The 18,822-nt window shown below is 66.1% G+C and carries 14 protein-coding genes; 11 read left to right on the forward strand and 3 right to left on the reverse strand.

Going from position 1 to position 18,822, the window contains the following annotated elements; translation table 11 throughout:
- The first annotated feature begins 172 nt into the window (after positions 1-172).
- On the forward strand, positions 173-553 hold the full coding sequence (locus tag IT540_RS08330; RefSeq protein WP_291175689.1) for a DUF4112 domain-containing protein: 381 nt from the start codon (positions 173-175) through the stop codon (positions 551-553).
- 309 nt (positions 554-862) lie between these two features.
- Here the strand turns inward: IT540_RS08330 and IT540_RS08335 are convergent, their stop codons facing one another.
- Positions 863-2,617, reverse strand: coding sequence for an alpha/beta fold hydrolase (locus IT540_RS08335; RefSeq protein ID WP_291175759.1), 1,755 nt, complete (start codon positions 2,615-2,617; stop codon positions 863-865).
- Between the two features lie 67 nt (positions 2,618-2,684).
- Positions 2,685-3,269 carry a TetR/AcrR family transcriptional regulator gene (locus IT540_RS08340; RefSeq protein WP_291175691.1) on the reverse strand — a complete coding sequence of 195 codons (585 nt, stop codon included), beginning with the start codon at positions 3,267-3,269 and terminating at the stop codon, positions 2,685-2,687.
- 316 nt (positions 3,270-3,585) lie between these two features.
- Here IT540_RS08340 and IT540_RS08345 point away from each other — a divergent pair, with 316 nt between their 5' ends.
- From IT540_RS08345 to IT540_RS08370, 6 genes are all read left to right on the forward strand, one after another.
- Positions 3,586-4,656, forward strand: a complete 1,071-nt coding sequence (locus tag IT540_RS08345; protein ID WP_366029524.1) for an HlyD family efflux transporter periplasmic adaptor subunit — start codon at positions 3,586-3,588, stop codon at positions 4,654-4,656.
- On the forward strand, positions 4,653-7,436 hold the full coding sequence (gene rbbA, locus IT540_RS08350; protein WP_291175694.1) for a ribosome-associated ATPase/putative transporter RbbA: 2,784 nt from the start codon (positions 4,653-4,655) through the stop codon (positions 7,434-7,436). Before IT540_RS08345 ends, rbbA begins: the two co-directional genes overlap by 4 nt.
- Positions 7,437-7,438: 2 nt before the next feature.
- Positions 7,439-8,551 (forward strand): ABC transporter permease, encoded by a 1,113-nt coding sequence (locus tag IT540_RS08355; RefSeq protein WP_291175697.1) that lies wholly within the window; start codon positions 7,439-7,441, stop codon positions 8,549-8,551.
- Between the two features lie 270 nt (positions 8,552-8,821).
- A complete protein-coding gene (gene exbB, locus IT540_RS08360) occupies positions 8,822-10,018 on the forward strand; it encodes a tonB-system energizer ExbB (RefSeq protein WP_291175700.1) in 1,197 nt (398 codons plus the stop codon).
- 8 nt (positions 10,019-10,026) lie between these two features.
- Positions 10,027-10,509, forward strand: a complete 483-nt coding sequence (gene exbD, locus IT540_RS08365) for a TonB system transport protein ExbD (protein ID WP_291175703.1) — start codon at positions 10,027-10,029, stop codon at positions 10,507-10,509.
- Positions 10,506-11,309, forward strand: a complete 804-nt coding sequence (locus tag IT540_RS08370; RefSeq protein WP_291175706.1) for an energy transducer TonB — start codon at positions 10,506-10,508, stop codon at positions 11,307-11,309. The genes exbD and IT540_RS08370 overlap by 4 nt, the downstream gene beginning before the upstream one ends.
- A 53-nt stretch (positions 11,310-11,362) precedes the next feature.
- Here IT540_RS08370 and IT540_RS08375 read toward each other — a convergent pair whose 3' ends face one another.
- On the reverse strand, positions 11,363-12,361 hold the full coding sequence (locus IT540_RS08375; protein WP_291175709.1) for an AraC family transcriptional regulator: 999 nt from the start codon (positions 12,359-12,361) through the stop codon (positions 11,363-11,365).
- A 344-nt stretch (positions 12,362-12,705) separates the two neighbouring features.
- Here IT540_RS08375 and IT540_RS08380 point away from each other — a divergent pair, with 344 nt between their 5' ends.
- The 4 genes from IT540_RS08380 to IT540_RS08395 all read left to right on the forward strand — a co-directional run bounded on the left by IT540_RS08380 (position 12,706) and on the right by IT540_RS08395 (position 18,563).
- On the forward strand, positions 12,706-13,101 hold the full coding sequence (locus IT540_RS08380) for a hypothetical protein (RefSeq protein ID WP_291175712.1): 396 nt from the start codon (positions 12,706-12,708) through the stop codon (positions 13,099-13,101).
- A gap of 172 nt (positions 13,102-13,273) precedes the next feature.
- Entirely contained in the window at positions 13,274-14,992 is a 1,719-nt protein-coding gene (locus IT540_RS08385; protein ID WP_291175714.1) for an HlyD family efflux transporter periplasmic adaptor subunit, read from the forward strand.
- A gap of 12 nt (positions 14,993-15,004) precedes the next feature.
- Positions 15,005-18,139, forward strand: a complete 3,135-nt coding sequence (locus IT540_RS08390) for an efflux RND transporter permease subunit (protein ID WP_291175717.1) — start codon at positions 15,005-15,007, stop codon at positions 18,137-18,139.
- Positions 18,140-18,167: 28 nt separating this feature from the next.
- Positions 18,168-18,563, forward strand: coding sequence for a hypothetical protein (locus IT540_RS08395; protein ID WP_291175720.1), 396 nt, complete (start codon positions 18,168-18,170; stop codon positions 18,561-18,563).
- Positions 18,564-18,822: the final 259 nt, after the last annotated feature.

The raw sequence follows: 18,822 nt of genomic DNA on the forward strand, positions 1-18,822 counted from the left end.
ACCCCGGAGGCGGCGTCCTTATAGGAATTCCATAAAGACCGAGCTGGGCCGTGGGCACGGCGCCGGGTCGCCTTCGCTCGCAAGCAGATCTCGTACGATGCCTCCTTGACAACGTACGCGCGGCAGCGTTCGAAAGCTCGACCTGTCGCGAAAGGCTCGTATGATCATGGGAATGCAGGTGCCCGCCGGAAACGAGCCCACGCCAGTAGAGTACCTGCGCTCTCTCGACGGTATCGATCGTCTGGCTGAAAGCCTAGACTGTCAGTTCAGACTGCCGTTCACGAAGATTCGCTTCGGCTGGGATCCTGTCTTGGGTCTCATTCCCATTGCGGGCGATCTCGTGTCCGCCGCGCTTGCCATCCGGATTGTCGTGGTGGCCCGGCGACTGGGCGCACCTGGGCCTCTCGTCCGCCGCATGGCTTACAACGTGGCGATTGACGTTGTTTTCGGGGCGATACCACTGGCAGGCACAGTGTTTGACATCTTCTTCAGAGCCAACCTGCAAAATGTCCACCTGTTGATGAATGACATCCGCAGCAAGCGTGTACGATAGGTTGCCCTAACGCGTGACCCTCGTCCCCCCACGCTCTATCGCTCAGTGTCGGCTTCCCGATGCGCTGCGGTCATACAATCGCGCACTCTCGAGCTTATCAGTGTGCGACGCCGAGTTCCGCTTTCTCGGCAGAGTTACCTTTTATAGTGCTGACTCCTGTTCCGAGACTCCTATGCCTCATGCGTTCAGGCAAAACGGGATCGAGTCAGTCGGGCGGTATCGGCTGCACCGGGGAGGCGGTACCATTTCGTAGCCTTTGGCCCGATGGCCAGGACGTTGTGTGGCCCCGTGTCCATCGCCGCCATCCCTTCACCGCTGGAACACATACGTGCCCGGTGCGCTATCGAGGGGCGCATACCCCTTCTCGCGGTCGCCAAGGCCGGGCGGCGCGACGCGGCCCGGCGTCGAATGCTCCGCGAGCCATTGGGTCCAGTCCACCCACCATGATCCGCTCTTCGGGGGCACCATCTCCGTCCACTCTGCGGGACCGAGGTAGGTGTCGGCGGTGCGCTTGTGCGCGATGCGGAAGCTGCGTCCGCGATGCCCCGGCTCGCTGACGATGCCGGCGTTGTGGCCGCCGCTGGTCAGCACGAAGGTGACGTCGGTGTCGGTGAGCTGGTGGATCTTGTAGACGGAGCGCCAGGGCGCCACATGATCGCGCTCGGTGCCGACGGCGAACACAGGTACGCGGATGTTCTGCAGCGCGGCCGGACGGCCGTCGACCATAAACCGGCCGGCGGCCAGCTCGTTGTCGAGATAGAGGCGCTTCAGGTACTCCGCATGCATGCGGTAGGGCCTGCGCGTGGTGTCCGAGTTCCAGGCCATGAGATCGATCATCGGCGTGCGCTCGCCGATGAGATAGTCGTGCACGAGGCGCGACCACACGAGGTCGTTGGAACGCAGGAGCTGGAACGCCCCCGCCATCTGGTCGGCGGAGAGATAGCCCCGGTTCCACATCATGCTCTCGAGGAAGTGCATCTGACTGTGGTCGATGAAGAGCGCGAGCTCGCCGGGCTCCGTGAAGTCGGTCTGCGCCGCAAGCAGCGTGAGGGAAGCGAGCCGGTCGTCGCCCGTGCGCGCCATGGCGGCCGCGGCGATGGAGAGCAGCGTGCCGCCGAGGCAGTATCCGGTCGCATGGATCCGGGTGCGCGGCACGATGGCGCTCACCGCCTCCAGTGCCGCCATCACGCCCATGCGCCGATAGTCGTCCATGCTGAGGTCGCGGTCCTCGGCGCCGGGATTGCGCCAGGAGATGCAGAACACCGTGTGCCCCTGTGAGACCAGGTAGCGGACCAGCGAGTTCTGCGGCGACAGGTCGAGGATATAGTATTTCATGATCCAGGCCGGCACGATCAGCACCGGCTCGGCGCACACGGACTCGGTTGCCGGCGCGAACTGGATGAGCTCAATCAGATGATTGCGATAGACGACCTTGCCGGGCGTCACCGCGACGTCGCGCCCGACGGTGAAGGTTTCGGCGCCGACCGGCGGCTGCCCCATGACGAGGCGGTTCACGTCCTCCACCCAGTTCTGGAAGCCCTGGATGAAGTTGGCGCCGCCGGTCTGGATCGCCTTATCGATCACCTCCGGGTTGGCGAATGGAATGTTCGACGGCGAGACGATGTCGAGGAGCTGCCGCGCGGCGAAGGCGACCACGTCCTGGTGATGCGGCATGACGCCGGGCACCTCGTTCGTGACGTTGTGCCACCACTGCTGATTGAGCAGGAACGCCTGCGCCCACAGGCTGTAGGGCGGCTTCTGCCAGCCTTCGGCGCGGAAGCGGTTGTCGCCGGGCAGGGGCTCGATGCAGGGCGGCGTGTCGGCGCGCGCGTGAGCGGCGGCGCAGTGGGTCGCGAGGCGCACGGACTTGCGCAGCGCCTTCTGGACGAGCTCCATCTGCTTGCCCGGTGCCGACGCCAGATGGATCGACCAGTCGAACATCGCGAGCATTATCGAGGCCGGCGAGATGCCGCCGCTAAGCTGCGCTAGAAGCGCATCGCGCATGCGGTCGATGGCGCGGAAGCCTTCGCTGCCGAGCGTCTCGTCGCAGGGATGCGACGGCATCGCCTCGTGCTGGGTCTTCGGAGCGGCGATCGCGATATTCATGGGGCTCTCCTTCCAATCGGATGCGTCAGGCGCGGCCTGATGCCGGAGCTGCGATGATGAGCTGGATGATGCACGCGATCATGGCCTCGAGCTCGCCTCCGCCCGCCTCGCGCAGCGATGCGACGTCGAGCACGTTCCTCAGAATGCCGAGCCCTGCGAGAAAGGCCATGATCAGCGAAGCCCGCCGCAGCGACGGCTGATCGACGTGCCGGCTGAGCGGGGTGATGAAATCAGCGACGATGAACTCCCGCAGCACGGCGGCGGCCTGCGGGCTCGACAGGGAGCGGATCACGATGTCGAGGGAGCCGGTGCGCCCGTGGGAGTGCTTGCCGTCCCGCGCCAGGGCCTGCCGGGCGAGCGCGCGCCCGAGCTCCCTCGAGTCGTCGGGAAAGCTGCGGTCCGCCTTCAGCGCCACCCGCACCGCCTCGGCGAACAGCTTCTCCTTGGACCCGAAGCACCGATGCACGTAGGCGACGTCGACGCCGACGTCCGCCGCGATGTCGCGCAATCCTGTCTCCTCGTAGGAGCGCCGGGAGAAGCGCTGGACGGCAGCATCCAGGATGCGCTCGCGCGTGCTGGCCGCCTGCTGAGCTGCTGATGCTCGACTCATGGGAGCCTCGTCGGAATATAGGACCATATGGCCCATCTAGCAGGTCCGGTAGTCAACCGCCGTTGATCACGGTCAATGCACCCACACGAACGCCCGCGCGATTTACCAGGGAGACAAGGCCGGTCGGTCGATGTCATCGTGCGGCAAAGGCGATTTCGGAAGCATTGAGCGCCTGGAGGCGTTCCTTTGAGACGCGGAGTCAACGTTAATGGCTGATCAACGTTCCGGCGGCGCGGCGAGCCTTGTCGCCGCGTCCCGGGCTACACTTTCCGAAGCCGGCCGCACCCTGCGCGGCCTTACCGAAGGCGCCCGCACCTTGGCCGCGAACCGCGAAAGACTGCTCATGGGCGCGCTTGCGCTTGTGCTAGCCGGGGGACTCTATTTCACGTGGCAAAAGCTCGGCGCGAGCGATTTGCCGTCGGGCATTGCCAGCGGCAACGGCCGCATCGAAGCCGTCGAGATCGACATTGCGACGAAGATCGCTGGGCGGATCAAGGAGATAGTCGTCGACGAGGGCGATTTCGTCACCGCCGGGCAGGTGCTCGCCCGCATGGACACGGACCAGCTCGAAGCCCAGCGACGTCAGGCCGAGGCCCAGCTTCGCCGCGCGCGGATCGGTGTGGACACCGCCAACAGTGTCGTTTCTCAGCGCGAGGCGGAGCGGACGGCGGCCATTGCCGTCGTCGCGCAGCAGGAGGCGCAGCTCGATGCATCGGAGCGCAAGCTCGTCCGCACCGAGCATCTGGCCAAGCAGGACAACGTCTCCCAGCAGGTGCTGGATACGGATCGCGCCGCAGCCCAGGGCGCACGCGCCGCCGTGGGCGCCGCCAAGGCGCAACATGCCGCCGCGGATGCCGCCATCGGCGCCGCCAAGGCGCAGGTGATCGACGCCGAGGCCGCCGTCGACGCCGCCCGTGCCGCCATCGAGAGCCTCACCGTCGAGATCGACGACAGTACGCTGAAGGCCCCGCGCGACGGTCGCGTTCAGTATCGCGTCGCCCAGCCGGGCGAGGTGCTGGCCGCCGGCGGCCGCGTGCTCAACCTCGTCGATCTCGGTGATGTGTACATGACCTTCTTCCTGCCGACATCCGAGGCCGGACGGGTGGCGTTGGGAGCCGAGGCGCGACTGGTGCTGGACGCCGCGCCCCAGTACGTCATCCCCGCCAGGGCGACGTTCGTCTCCGACGTCGCGCAGTTCACGCCCAAGACGGTCGAGACGGCGGAGGAGCGCCAGAAGCTCATGTTCCGTATCAAGGCGCAGATCCCGCCGGAGCTGCTGCGCAAGTACATCCATCAGGTCAAGACCGGGCTTCCCGGCATGGCCTACGTCCGGCTCGATCCGACCGCGGAATGGCCACCTCGCCTATCGGAGAATTTGGTCCAATGACCGCGCGCGAGACCGCCGGTCCATCGCGGCCCCAGGCGCCCGTCGCACGCGTGAGCGGCGTCGGCTTGTCCTACGGCAAGGTGCGCGCGCTCGAGGACATCACGCTGGATCTGCCGTCGGGCTGCATGGTGGGGCTCATCGGTCCGGACGGGGTCGGCAAGTCCACCCTGCTGTCGCTGATTGCGGGCGCCCGCGCCGTTCAGGCGGGCCGCATCGAGGTCCTCGGTGGAGACATCGCCGACGTCCGCCATCGGCAGGCTGCCTATCCGCGCATCGCCTACATGCCGCAGGGGCTCGGCAAGAACCTCTACCCCACGCTCTCCGTGTTCGAGAACGTCGACTTCTTCGGCCGTCTCTTCGGCCATGACAGGGCCGAGCGCGAGCGCCGCATCGCGGAGCTTCTGAAGAGCACGGGGCTCGCCCCGTTCGCCGACAGGCCGGCGGCCAAGCTTTCCGGCGGCATGAAGCAGAAGCTCGGCCTCTGCTGCGCGCTGATCCACGATCCCGACCTGCTCATCCTCGACGAGCCGACGACCGGCGTCGATCCGCTGTCGCGGCGCCAGTTCTGGCAGCTCATCGACGGCATCCGCAGGAGCCGCCCCGGCATGAGCGTCGTTGTCGCCACCGCCTATATGGAGGAGGCGGCACGCTTCGATTGGCTGGTGGCGATGAACGCCGGCCGCGTGCTCGCGACCGGATCGCCGGAAGACCTTCTACAGGAGACGGGTGCGCCCAATCTCGACGCGGCATTCATCGCCCTGCTGCCCGAAGCCATGCGCAACGAGCACCATGCGGTCGTCATTCCGCCGCGGCCGCCGGACGGAGACGGCGAGCCGGCCATCGAGGCGAACCATCTCACGATGCGATTCGGCGATTTCACGGCCGTGGACAATGTGAGCTTCCGCATCCCGCGCGGCGAGATCTTCGGCTTCCTCGGCTCCAACGGCTGCGGCAAGACCACGACCATGAAGATGCTGACCGGCCTTCTTCCGGCCAGCGCCGGCACCGCGCGCCTGTTCGGGCGCGAGGTGGACCCGCGCGACATCGATGTGCGCCGGCGCGTGGGCTACATGTCGCAGTCCTTCTCGCTCTACTCAGAGCTCACGGTGCGCCAGAACCTCGACCTCCACGCACGCCTGTTCGCGCTCGCGCCCGAGGTCATTCCCGATCGTATCGACGAGATGGCGCGCCGCTTCGGCCTCACGGGCGTCATGGAGTCGCTCCCCGACGCACTGCCTCTCGGCATCCGCCAACGCCTGTCGCTTGCCGTGGCAATGATCCACGCGCCGGACATCCTGATCCTCGACGAGCCGACGTCGGGCGTCGACCCCATCGCCCGCGACGGCTTCTGGCAGATCCTCTCGGACCTGTCCCGCAAGGATCAGGTGACGATCTTCGTCTCCACGCACTTCATGAACGAGGCCGAGCTGTGCGACCGCATATCGCTGATGCACGCGGGCAAGGTGCTGATCAGCGACACGCCGGGGGCGATCATGGCCATGCGATCGGCGGACACGCTGGAAGAGGCGTTCATCGCCTACCTCGAGGACGCCAGCAACGAGCCCATCGACGGACTTGCGGCAGGCGACTTGGTTGAGGCGTCCGAGCCGGTTGCGCGGCCGCACCGCGGCGATGCGCAGAGGCAGGCGCGCTTCCTCGATCTCAGGCGCATGTTTGCCTATTCGCATCGCGAGGCGCTTGAGCTCAAGCGCGATCCGATCCGCGCCACGCTTGCAGTCCTGGGCAGTGTCATCCTGATGTGCGTCATGGGCTATGGCATCAACATGGATGTCGAGAACCTGGCCTTCGCGGTGCTCGACCGGGACGACACGACCATCAGCCGCGACTACACGCTGCAGATTGCAGGCTCGCGCTATTTCACCGAGAAGCCGCCGATCACCGACTATGTCGATCTCGATCGGCGCATGCGCAACGGCGAGATCAGCCTCGCGATCGAGATCCCGCCAGGCTTCGGGCGCGACATCGCCCGTGGCAAGAACGTCGAGGTCGGGGCATGGATTGACGGTGCCATGCCCACGCGCGCGGAGAATGTGCGCGGCTACGTGCAGGGCATGCATGTCACCTGGCTGACGCAGAAGTCCCGCGAGATCTACGGCGATGCGGCGACCGTCGGCGACTTCCAGCTCGCGCTGCGCTATCGCTATAACCCCAATGTCCAAAGCCTCGTGGCCATGGTTCCGGCCATCATCCCGCTTCTTCTCATGATGATACCGGCCATGCTGGCCGCGCTCGCCGTCGTGCGCGAGAAGGAATTGGGCTCGATCATCAACTTCTACGTCACGCCGGTCACGCGCCTCGAGTTTCTGCTCGGCAAGCAGGTCCCCTACGTCGCGCTCGGCATGCTCAACTTCCTGCTGCTGGCGGCATTCGCGATCTTCATATTCCGCGTTCCGTTCACCGGCAGTTTCCTCACGCTCACTGCCGCTGCCTTGCTTTACGTCATCGTCGCGACGGGCCTGGGCCTCATCATATCGACGTTCATGAAGAGCCAGATCGCCGCCATCTTCGGTACCACGCTCATTACCCTCCTTCCGGCCGTGCAATACTCGGGCGTGATCGATCCCGTGTCGTCGCTCAAGGGCGCCGGTGCCTTCATTGGGCACATCTATCCCACCACCTATTTCGTGACCATCGCGCGCGGCACCTTCTCCAAGGGGCTCGATTTCGGCGACCTCGCCGGATCGTTCATACCGTTGCTGATCGCCGTTCCCGTGCTGCTCGTGCTTGGAGCGGTGCGGCTCAAGAAGCAGGCGGTGTAGCCATGCACGCGGCCAACATCTTCCAGCTCGGCATAAAGGAGTTGCGCGGCCTGGCCCGCGACCCGGTGCTGCTGATCCTGATCGTCTATTCCATGACGCTGAACATCTACACGGCGGCGGAGGCGCTGCCCGAGACACTGAACCGCGCACCGATCGCCATCGTCGACGAGGATCGGTCGCCGGCGTCCTATCGCATCGTCCAGGCGTTCTATCCGCCGTACTTCATGCCGCCCAATCTCATTTCGCAGCGGGAGATGGACGCCCGCATGGATTCCGGCCTCGACACCTTTGCCCTCGACATTCCGCCGGAGTTCCAGCGCGATCTCCTGGCCGGGAAGTCGCCGACCATCCAGCTCAACATCGATGCCACCCGCATGACGCAGGCGTTCAGCGGCGGCGGCTACGTCCAGTCCATCGTCACGAGCGAGGTGTCCGAATTCCTGAACCGCTACCGGAGCCCGTCCGTCGTGCCGGTCGATCTGGCGCTGCGCGCACGGTTCAATCAGGAGCTCAACAAGGGCTGGTTCGGCACCATCACGGAGGTGATCACGTCGATCACCATGCTGGGGATCATCCTGACCGGCGCCGCGCTGATCCGCGAGCGCGAGCACGGCACCATCGAGCATCTGCTCGTCATGCCCGTCACGCCGACCGAGATCATGGTCAGCAAGATCTGGTCGATGGGCCTTGTCGTGCTGCTTGCGTCGGCCTTCTCCCTTTTCTTCATCGTCAAGGGTGCGCTCGCGGTCCCCATTCAGGGGTCGATGGGCCTGTTCATTGCCGGCACTGCCCTGCATCTCTTTGCCACCACCTGCATGGGGATCTTCCTGGCCACCGTCGCCGGCACTATGCCTCAGTTCGGTCTTCTCTTGATGCTGGTGTTGCTGCCGTTGCAGATGTTGTCCGGCGCCGTGACCCCGCGCGAGAGTATGCCCGAGGTCATCCAGGCAATCATGGCGGCAGCCCCGAACACGCATTTCGTGGCGCTTGCGCAGTCGATCCTGTTCCGCGGCGCGGGGCTGGACGTGGTCTGGCCGCAGTTCCTTGCGCTGCTCGCCATCGGGGGCGTCCTCTTCGTTCTTGCCCAACGGCGCTTCCGGCGCTTCCTGAGGTAGGCCCGCAAAGGGCGCGCAATGCGCTCAACCATGACGAACCCCGGCACATTGCGGCGGCGGCGTCGTTCCGGTAGATGCAGGAGGCGCAGGCGCCGACCCTCGGCAATGGTGCCTGCGGAATTGCGCATAGGTTGCCGAAAACGCGACAGTATTGCGCAGTCCGTACGCCACGTCCCGAGATCTGCGAGCGCGACTAAATATTGACAGGACTAGTATAGTTTAATTTATGTCCCGGGAGCGTGCGGTCGAAAGGGCGGGTACTTTAAAGTCATGACGAAGTGTTCCTTGAACGTTCCAGGATGGCGGAGACGCACGGCCCGATCGGCGCGCGTGCTCACGGCCATCATGATCGCCTCCGTCGCCTCGGCGCCGCTCTTGGCGCAGGAGCAGACGCCTGCGGATGCAGCCACGACATCGCCCGCGCCCTCGGCACCCGAGACATCCCCGCCGCCGGCCGCCACGCCTGCCGTGGAGGCGCCCGCCGCCGAGGCGCCGCCTGCACCTGCCGCAACGCCGACTGAGAATGCAGGCCCCGCCACGGAGCCGACGCCGTCGGCCGCACCGACGGCACAGGCCACCGATCCAAGTCCGGCCGAGAGCGCTGAGACGCCGTCTGGCGCCGCGCCCTCCGCTCCCGCTGCGTCGTCCGATCCGTCGGCCGCATCCGATCCTCTTGCCTCGCCCGCCGCCGCTCCGGATGCCGAGCCTGCTCAGGCCGCCGGCGAGCTTCCCACCGCAGCACCCGAGGGCCAGCCCGCGGACACCTCCCACCTGCCGCGCGACCTCTCGCCGTGGGGCATGTTCATGGCCGCCGATCTGGTCGTGAAGGCCGTGATGATTGGCCTCGCCTTCGCTTCGGTGGTCACCTGGACGGTCTGGCTCGCCAAGTCGCTCGAGCTGACGTGGGCCAAGCGGCGCCTTGCGCAAGCCTTCTCGGCCATCCATGGCGCGTCGAGCCTGGCGCAGGCCGGGCAGCGCTTGGGCGGCAAGACGGGCATCGTGTCGGGTCTGATCGAGCACGCGGCGGTGGAGCTTCACCTGTCCGCCGACGTTTCCGACAAGGCCGGCATCAAGGAACGCGTGGCCTCGCGTCTCGAAGGGCTGACCGCCGCAGCGGGCCGCGACATGAACCGCGGCACCGGCGTGCTCGCCACCATCGGCTCGACATCGCCGTTCGTGGGCCTCTTCGGTACGGTCTGGGGCATCATGAACAGCTTCATCGGCATCTCGGAAGCACAGACCACCAATCTCGCGATCGTCGCGCCCGGCATCGCGGAGGCGCTTCTCGCCACCGCGATGGGCCTTGTTGCTGCCATTCCTGCTGTCATCATCTACAACCATTTCGCCCGCCAGATCGGCGGCTACAAGGCCATGATCGGCGAGGTCTCGGCGGAGGTCCTGCGGCTCGTCTCGCGCGATCTCGATCGGGGGTTTAAGGTTGTGCCCGCGGCCCGCGCCGCGGAGTGAGGTGAGGCATGGCAGCACGGCTCGACGACGGCGACGACCTCTCCGAGAACCACGAGATCAACGTCACGCCGTTCATCGACGTGATGCTGGTGCTGCTGATCATTTTCATGGTCGCGGCGCCCCTCTCGACGGTGGACGTTCCGGTCGATCTGCCGGTCGCCACGGCTAAGCCGCAGCAGCGCCCTCAGAAGCCGCTCTTCCTCACCGTCAAGTCGGATCTGTCGCTCGCCTTCGGCAATGACACCATCGCGCGCGGGCAGCTCCGCAATGCGCTCGACGCGGCAACCAGCGCCGATCGCCAGCAGCGCGTCTTCTTGCGCGCCGACAAGACCGTTCCCTATGGCGAGCTGATGATCGTGATGAACCTCCTGCGCGCAGCGGGGTATCTGAAAGTTGCGCTGGTCGGCCTCGAGGAGGCACCCATGCCGCCCGCCAAGCAAGGCCAGCCGGCAACGCCGCCCGCGGCCGGAGGCGCTGCGGTCGGCCCATGATCACCACCTTCGAGCTGCTGGAGCCGTCATGGCGACGCTGGCGCCGATGGGCCGGCGCCGGTTTGCTGGTGCTGACGCTCCATGTCGGCGGCGCCACCGCGGCTCTCTGGCAGTGGCCGGAGGAGGAGGTCGACGATGAGCCCGAAGGCGCCATGCTGATCGAGCTCGCGCCGATGCCGATTGCGCCGGCCGAGGAGCGGCAGGATCTCGCGCCCGGGCCGCAGTCCGAGGATTCCGTTCCCGTCCCTCCCACCGAAGAGGTGAAGGAATTGAAGCCGGAGGAGCTCCTTCCTCCGGTCGAGGAGGCGCCACTGGTGCCGGAGCCCGAGGTTGCCCTCGAGAAGGTGAAACCCATCGAGGAAGAAGAGGAGGAAGAGGAGAAGAAGCCACAAGAGGAGGTGCAGGCCCAGACCGTCGCCTCTCTGGCAGCCGCTCCGCCTCCCATCGAGGCCGCAGAAAAGGGTCCGCAGGCGGCGGCTCCTCATCAGGGCGCATCGCGCAAGCCCAATCAGGCGATCCTGTCCTGGCAGAAGGCCCTGCACCTGCACCTGAGCAAGCACAAGCGCTATCCGGGCGAAGCGCGCGCCCGCCGCATTCAGGGCGTCGTGACGGTGGGCTTCGCGATCGATCGCGAGGGACGTGTCACGAACGCGCGCATCGTGAAGGGATCGGGCTCCTCGCTGCTCGACGACGAGGCATTGGAGATGCTGTCGCGGGCGAGCCCCCTCCCGGTGCCGCCCGACGAGGCCACCGTCACTGCGCGCAGCTTGTCGCTGCCGATCCAGTTCAACATCCGCTAGACCGCGATCGCTTCCGCCCTGTCGGTGCCAGGCGTGATCAGAGAGCCGGCACGCTATCGCTTCGGGCGCGCTTTCATCTGTCGAATTTCTGAAGGCGTATGTCCGTAGCACCTCTTGCAGAGGAGCGCGAAGCGCCCGGGATTTGCGAATCCCCACTTCTTGGCTATCTCGGCGATGGAGACGGACTCTGGCGCTTGCGTCAGATCCGCGTAGGCAGCCTCGAGCCGGACCTGCCTAAGGTGCTCGAACGGCGACTCGCCGAGAAATTTCTTGAAGCCATAGTGCAGCGCCCGAACGCTGACACCGGCCGCTGCGGCGATCTCCTGCAGCGTAAGCGCGCTTCCTGCGTTCTCGCGCATGTAGTCGATGGCCCGCTTCACATGCTTCGGCTTGAGCGTGTAGGCGCCGTTGGAGAGGGTGTCCGTGTAGGTGTGGCGGAAGCTCTCGAGCAGCAGCAAGGTCAGGCTTTCCGAGAACTGAGCCGCCGCGACAGGCGACGTCGAAAGGAAGGCCTCGCCGTCGACCGGCGTCAATGCGAGTCGGACCATGGATGAGAGCGCCTTTGCGGGCGCAGTTGTCAAATCGACGGCGGGATCGAACTCCAACGCGCCGACGATCGGCTGGTCGAGCAGATGGGAGAGAGTGCGCGTTATCTGATCGTAGGGGACTTTGACGGCCATGTGGCCCCATTGGCCGACACAGTCCATGGTGTCCGTCTCGTTCATGCGGCCGAGATATCCGGCCGTATGATCACAGACGACCTCCTTGCTTCCCACCTTCCAGATAGCGCGTCCGTCATCGGCCGGAAGAAAGAGGAAGAAGCCGTCGAGGTCCTCGGCTTGGCGGAACCGCGCGCCGCCCGGAATTTTCGTTTGGAAAGCCACCGCGGAGCCGATCGGTACGACGGCTGCCGAGATCGTCACGCTGCTCGCCTTGGAAACGGGTGAGATCGCCACCTTCGATACGCGTTCGGAAAAATAGCCTGACAGCTCGTCACGATCGCTGCTCTCGATCGTGAAAAGTTTCGGGGATCGCATCTCCGTCTTGTTCATGAATGAAGTCCGCCCGGAGCATCATGGCCCGTCGTCACGCGGGCACTTACTTACCAAACTGCGTAACTCTACGTAAGGTAACGACCACCCAATACCATTTCCGGCGAGCCATCTTGCCGCAGCTCGAAACTGGAAACGCAATCCGGAAAAGCGGAGCGTGCCGTGGGGCCATGGCGCCGACCGGCTCGCCTGCACCTGCTGCCCATGAGCCCGATCCTGCGGCGAGCGACGTCCGCTGGGGCCGCGATGCTTGACGGATCATCATCGAACGGCCACATGTCTCGGCGATAAAGGTACACGGCATTCGGCTTGAACGCCTACGAATCTTCAGGTTTTTCTTGAGCATGCGCCGTTTGGCTCGCCAGGTCCTGCACTTGCTGATGGTTGCCGTGCTGCTCAGCGCCGGCAGCCTGAACGGCTATGCGGCCGTGCTGGAAGCCTTCCACGTGCACGACCACGGCGGCCATGGCCTGCACGATCACGCGGCCGACCACGAGCACACCGGCAACGTTCTGGATGTCGCCGATGCCACGCACGATCAGGACAAAGACGATCCGGCCGCGAAGGGCAACCTGTGTGCCGGGGTTCACGTGCACTGCTGCTGTACCTATGCCGTTCCCGCGGCCGACCTCACCCTGAAGTTGCCTCACGAGCGCACGTCCGTCCCGGCCGCCGCCTCGCACATCCCGCACGGGCAGCTCGCTTCCCCGCTTTTCCGTCCTCCCCGCGCCATCGCCTGATCCGGCCTCGCCTTCGCTCGCCGAGCGGACCTGAGGCGTCCTGATCGCAACCGATGGGTGCTTGCGCATGGATGGCGCTGCCTCTGGCTCCGAGCGGAGCCACGCAGCCCCCGACCTCCATCCCGGCTCCGTCGCTTGCTCGAAAATCCGCATGGATTCCGAGGCGTCACGCATGACCCGTCTAGCCACGACCCTGTTCGCCGGACTCGTATTCGGCCTCACCGCGTTCTCCGCCCTTGGCCACGCCCACGGCGACGATGACCATTCGAGAGACGCGGCGGCGTCCGCTACGCCCGCCGCACCAAGGCTCGTCGCCGAGAGTTCCGAGCTGGAGCTCGTCGCAACCGCCACGGAGCGCACGCTCACCATCTACCTCGACAGCATCACCACCACGGCGCCCGTGGACGGCGCCAAGATCGATGTGATGGGCGAGGGCATTCCCGCGGCGACAGCGAAGGAGGTCGGCAACGGCACCTACGAGCTCGAGGCCGACTGGGTGCACGAGCCCGGCACTAAGGCGTTGACGTTCACGGTTGCCACCGAGGGATCGATGGACCTCTTGGCCGGCATGCTGGTGATCTCCGTGGAAGCGGAGGAGAGCGGCGCAGTCGCGGGATGGCGGTCGCTCCTGGCGCGCCCCGAGCTGTGGCTGCTCGCTTTGACCATTGGACTCGGTGGCTTCTTCCTCGGCTTTGCATTCCGCCCCGCACGGCTCCCGCCCGACGACACGGGCGTCGAGTCCGCACCTTCGCAAAAGCCCGAGCGTTCGTTGCGCAACGCTGCGGAGATCGTGCTGATCGCCGTCGTCGCGGCCGCAGCGCTTCCGGATCTATCCCGCGCCCACGAGGGCCACGACCACGGCGAGGCTGCCGCACCGGCAGCGCCCGGCAGCGGTCCGGTCAAGTTGCCGAACGGCGAGGTGTTTCTTCCCAAGCCGACGCAGCGCCTGCTGCATGTGCGCACGGCGCCAGCCGTCATCGAGAAAGCCCAGTCCGGCACCGAGCTGATCGGTACCGTCATCGCCGATCCTGCCCACGAAGGCCGTGTGCAAGCCCCCATGGATGGGCAGATCGAGCTGGCTGCGGGCAGCGTGTCCTACGTCGGCAAGAAGGTCGAAGCGGGGGAGGTGCTGGTCCTGCTCGCGCCCGCCATGCCGGTCTACGAGCGCGGCACGCTCGCGCAAGTCACGGCCGACGTCGAGGGCAAGCTGCGCATCGCCGAGCAGAAGCTCGCGCGCCTGACGCGTATCTCCGGCGAGTACATTCCGCAGCGGGAGATCGACGACACCAAGGAGGAGATCGCCTCGCTCCGCGAGCAGAAGCGCGTGCTGGAGCCGAAGAACACGGAGCGGCTGGAGTTGAAGGCTCCCGTCTCCGGCATCATCTCCGTCGCCACCGTCCGCCCCGGGCAGGTGGTCTCCGCGCGCGACACGCTGTTCGAGATCGTAGATCCCAAGCGGCTCTGGATCGAAGCCATCGGCATCCACGGCACCGACGACGAGAACCCCGTTTCCGCCGCCACCGCCGTCGATGCCGAGGGCCACAGGATCCCGCTCACCTTCGTCGGCCGCGCGCCGGCGCTGCGCCAGCAGGCACTGCCGCTCTTGTTCAGCGTCGACGAGCCCCACGCCTCGCTCGGCATCGGCGGCACGGTCAAGGTGCTGATCCGGCATGGCGCGCCGGTCGAGGGCATCGTGCTGCCGGACGCGGCCGTCGTTCGCGCGCCGAACGGGCTGCCGCAGGTCTGGATCAAGGTCGCGCCGGAGCGCTTCGCCGCTCGCCCCGTGCGTACCGCACCGCTCGATGGCGAGCGGGTGGTGGTGATGTTCGGCCTCGCCAAGGGCGACCGCGTGGTCGTCGAGGCGGCCGAGCTGATCAACCAGGTGCGCTAGGAGGGCCGGCGAATGTTCAACGCTATTGTCCGCGGCAGCTTAGCCAACCGCCTGCTGGTGCTCGCCGCCGCCGTCGCCATGAGCGTCTACGGCCTGATCACGCTCGCGCGCCTGCCGATCGACGTGTTCCCCGACCTCAACCGGCCCACCGTCACGCTGATGACCGAGGTGGAAGGGCTTGCGCCCGAGGAGGTCGAGCAGCTCGTCACCTTCCCCATCGAGACCGCCATGAACGGCATGCCGGGTGTCTCGCGTGTGCGCTCGGTCTCCGGCGTCGGCCTCTCCATCGTCTACATCGAGTTCGACTGGTCGGCGGAGATCTACCTCGCGCGCCAGCAGGTCGCCGAGCGCCTTCAGCTCGTGCGCGAGCAGCTTCCACCCAACGTCACCGCGCAGATGGGACCGATCTCCTCCATCATGGGCGAGATCATGCTGATCGCCATATCGGCCGAGGCGACCGCGTCGGGCACGGCGCCCGACCCGATGACGCTGCGCGAGATCGCCGACTTCACCGTCCGCCCGCAGCTCCTGACCGTGCCCGGCGTCTCGCAGGTGATCCCCATCGGCGGCGAAGTACGCCAGTATCGGGTCGTTCCCGACCCGCGGCGCATGACGGGGCTCGACATCAGCTTTGAGGCCATCGAGCAGGCGATCAAGTCGTTTGGCGTCAACACCGGCGGCGGCTTCGTAGATCAGAAGACGCGCGAGTTTCTGATCCGCAACATCGGCCGCTCGACGCGCATAGAGGATCTGAGGAACCTCGTTGTCGCCTATCGCGACGGACAGGTTGTGACCTTGAGCCAGGTCGCGGACGTCGATTTCGCCGCCCGCACCAAGCGCGGCGACGCCGGCTTCAACGGCAGGCCGGCGGTCATCCTCGGCGTGCAGAAGCAGCCGACCGCCGACACCGTGACCATCACGCGCGAGATCGAGCGCACGTTGCCCGAGCTGCAGCGTGTCATGCCGGAGGGCGTGCGCGTCACCGACGTGCAGTTCCGCCAGGCGACCTTCATCGAGCGCTCCATCGACAACGTGCAGCGCGTGCTTGTGGAGGCTTTGATCGTCGTTGCCGTCGTTCTGTTCCTGTTCCTGCTCAATTGGCAGACGACGCTGATCTCCCTGCTCGCCATCCCGCTCTCGGTGCTGACCACCGTCATCGTGTTCGAGCTCATGGGCCTTTCGATCAACACCATGACGCTCGGTGGTCTCGCCATAGCCATCGGCGCGCTCGTGGACGACGCCGTGGTCGACGTCGAGAACATCTATCGCAGGCTCGGTCTCCACCGCGCGGCGGGCGATCGCGACAAACGCTCCACCGAGGAGGTGGTGGCGCAAGCCTCCATCGAGGTACGAACCGGGATCCTCTACGCGACAGCCATCATCGTTCTCGTATTCCTGCCGCTGTTCGCGCTCTCCGGCATCGAGGGCCGTCTGTTCGCACCGCTCGGCATCGCCTTCATCGTCTCCATCCTGGCGAGCCTGCTCGTCTCCATGACCGTGACGCCCGTGCTCGCGTACTATCTGCTGCCGCGCATGAAGCATCTTGCCGAGCATGAAAGCCCCGTCGTCCGCGTTTTGAAGCGCTGGCAGAAGCGCGGCCTCGCCTGGTGCTTCGAGCGCCCGCTGTTCGTGATCGGAATGCCGGTCGCGGCCGTACTGGCCGCGCTCGCCGCCGCGGCCATGCTGCCGCGCGCGTTTCTCCCGCCGTTCAACGAGGGAACGGTCCTCGTCGGCGTGTCGCTGCAGCCCGGCATCAGCCTCGCCGAATCCGATCGCATCGGCCGGCTTGCAGAGAACATTATCAGCGCTGTGCCGGAGGTGCATTCCGTCGGCCGCCGCACGGGCCGCGCCGAGCTCGACGAGCATGCCGAGGGCGTCCACGTGAGCGAGCTCGACGTCGATCTCCGCCCTTCCGAGCGCAGCCGCGAGGCCGTGCTGGCCGACATTCGCCAGCGCCTGGCCGTTCTGCCCGCATCGATCACCGTCGGCCAGCCGATCGCGCACCGCCTCGACCACATGCTCTCGGGCGTGCGCGCCCAGATCGCGCTCAAGATCTACGGCGACGACTACGATACGCTGCGCGCCCTCGCCGCCGACCTCGAGACGCGGCTCAAGCGCATTCCAGGCGTCGTCGACCTTCAGACCGAGAAGCAGGTGCGCATCCCGGAGCTGCAGGTCCGCATCGACTACGAGAAGGCCAAGCGCTACGGCTTGAACCCGAGCACGATCACGGAATCCCTCGAGACCCTCTCCAACGGCCGCGTTGTCTCGGAGATCATCGACCAGCAGAAGCGCTTCGACGTGGTGCTCCGCCTCTCGGATGCCGACCGCACCACGCGCGCGCTTGGCGAGATGCTGATCGAGAGCCCGGCCGGTCGCATTCCGTTGAAGAGCGTCGCCGACGTCATCGAGACCGACGGCCCGAACCAGATCCTGCGCGAGAACAGCCGCCGCCGCATCGCCGTGCTGGCCAACACCGACGGCTCCGACATGGCGCGCATCATCGAGGCCATCCGCGCCGAGATCGCCGCCGCGCCGCTGCCGCAGGGCTACTTCACGCGCCTCGAAGGCCAGTTCCAGGCGCAGGAGGAGGCCTCGCGCCTGATCGCGCTTTTGTCCGTGGTCTCGCTGGCGCTGATCTTCGTCGTGCTCTACACGCGCTACCGCTCGGCGGCGCTCGCCCTCATCATCATGGGGAATGTGCCGCTGGCGCTGATCGGCAGCGTGGCCGCGCTCTGGATCGCGGGCCAGCCGTTCTCGGTCGCGAGCGCCATCGGCTTCATCACGCTGACCGGTATCGCCACGCGCAACGGCATCCTGAAGATCAGCCACTACATCAATCTGGTGCTTTTCGAGGGCGAGCGCTTCGGCCGCGAGATGGTCGTGCGCGGCACCCTCGAGCGTCTGACACCGGTGCTGATGACCGCGCTGGCCGCCGGCATCGCGCTCGTGCCGCTGATGATCGGCGCCGACGAGCCCGGCAAGGAGATCCTGCACCCCGTGGCGATCACCATCTTCGGTGGGCTCGTCACTGCGACCCTGCTCGATGCCTTTCTGACCCCCGTCCTGTTCCTGCTCTTCGGCAGGAAGCCACTCGAGCGCTTGCGCGTGGAGCAGGACGCCGCCGTTCACGCCGAAGCCTTTTGACCTCCACGAACCACGAAGGAGCTATCTGATGATCAGACGATTTGCACTTGGCCTTGCGGCGCTTGTCATCGGCGCGGGCCTAGCCATGGCCGACGAAGGCCACGAGCATGCTCACGACCACAACGCAAAGAACGGCGGAATCGTCGAGCACACCTCTCACCACCACCTCGAGCTTGTGGCCAAGGGCAGCACGCTCGAGCTCTACGTGCGCCATGAGGACGGCGAGGAGGAGGACACGAGCGGCGCCAAGGCCTCGGCAACGGTGCTCGCCGACGGCAAGACCGAGCAGGTCACGCTGACGCCGGCCGGCGGCAACATTCTGAAGGGCGCGGGCAGCTTCAATGCCGGCAAGGGCACGACTATCGTCGTCTCGCTGACCATGCCGGACCACGAGCCCGAGCAGGTGCGCTTCAAGCTCGACTGACGACGATGACTGTTCGGAGGGTGGCGGTGCGCTGCCCTCCGCTATCGATGTCTTTGTTTCGCCGAATTTCCGCCACGCCATCGCCATGCTCTGGCAAGCGCAGAGCATGCGCCTCGCTTTCCGCGCATCGATCGCCCTACGGAGTAACTACGATTTTGGGAGCGAGACCTTATGCATCTGAAGATGTGAATTTTTCTGCTGATGCATCGCGTGTTCGGGCCGCCATGATGTATTGCGCACCCGTATCGTGTTCATTAAG

The sequence above is a fragment of the Hyphomicrobium sp. genome (genome assembly GCF_020852195.1).
Classification (GTDB): domain Bacteria; phylum Pseudomonadota; class Alphaproteobacteria; order Rhizobiales; family Hyphomicrobiaceae; genus Hyphomicrobium_C.

Excerpts from the sequence above, each read along its gene's own strand:
- IT540_RS08330 (WP_291175689.1), top strand. The coding sequence starts at position 173 with ATGCAGGTGCCCGCCGGAAACGAGCCCACGCCAGTAGAGTACCTGCGC.
- IT540_RS08335 (WP_291175759.1), bottom strand. The coding sequence starts at position 2,617 with ATGCCGTCGCATCCCTGCGACGAGACGCTCGGCAGCGAAGGCTTCCGC.
- IT540_RS08340 (WP_291175691.1), bottom strand. The coding sequence starts at position 3,269 with ATGAGTCGAGCATCAGCAGCTCAGCAGGCGGCCAGCACGCGCGAGCGC.
- rbbA (WP_291175694.1), top strand. The coding sequence starts at position 4,653 with ATGACCGCGCGCGAGACCGCCGGTCCATCGCGGCCCCAGGCGCCCGTC.
- IT540_RS08355 (WP_291175697.1), top strand. The coding sequence starts at position 7,439 with ATGCACGCGGCCAACATCTTCCAGCTCGGCATAAAGGAGTTGCGCGGC.
- exbB (WP_291175700.1), top strand. The coding sequence starts at position 8,822 with ATGACGAAGTGTTCCTTGAACGTTCCAGGATGGCGGAGACGCACGGCC.
- exbD (WP_291175703.1), top strand. The coding sequence starts at position 10,027 with ATGGCAGCACGGCTCGACGACGGCGACGACCTCTCCGAGAACCACGAG.
- IT540_RS08370 (WP_291175706.1), top strand. The coding sequence starts at position 10,506 with ATGATCACCACCTTCGAGCTGCTGGAGCCGTCATGGCGACGCTGGCGC.
- IT540_RS08375 (WP_291175709.1), bottom strand. The coding sequence starts at position 12,361 with ATGAACAAGACGGAGATGCGATCCCCGAAACTTTTCACGATCGAGAGC.
- IT540_RS08380 (WP_291175712.1), top strand. The coding sequence starts at position 12,706 with ATGCGCCGTTTGGCTCGCCAGGTCCTGCACTTGCTGATGGTTGCCGTG.
- IT540_RS08385 (WP_291175714.1), top strand. The coding sequence starts at position 13,274 with ATGACCCGTCTAGCCACGACCCTGTTCGCCGGACTCGTATTCGGCCTC.
- IT540_RS08390 (WP_291175717.1), top strand. The coding sequence starts at position 15,005 with ATGTTCAACGCTATTGTCCGCGGCAGCTTAGCCAACCGCCTGCTGGTG.
- IT540_RS08395 (WP_291175720.1), top strand. The coding sequence starts at position 18,168 with ATGATCAGACGATTTGCACTTGGCCTTGCGGCGCTTGTCATCGGCGCG.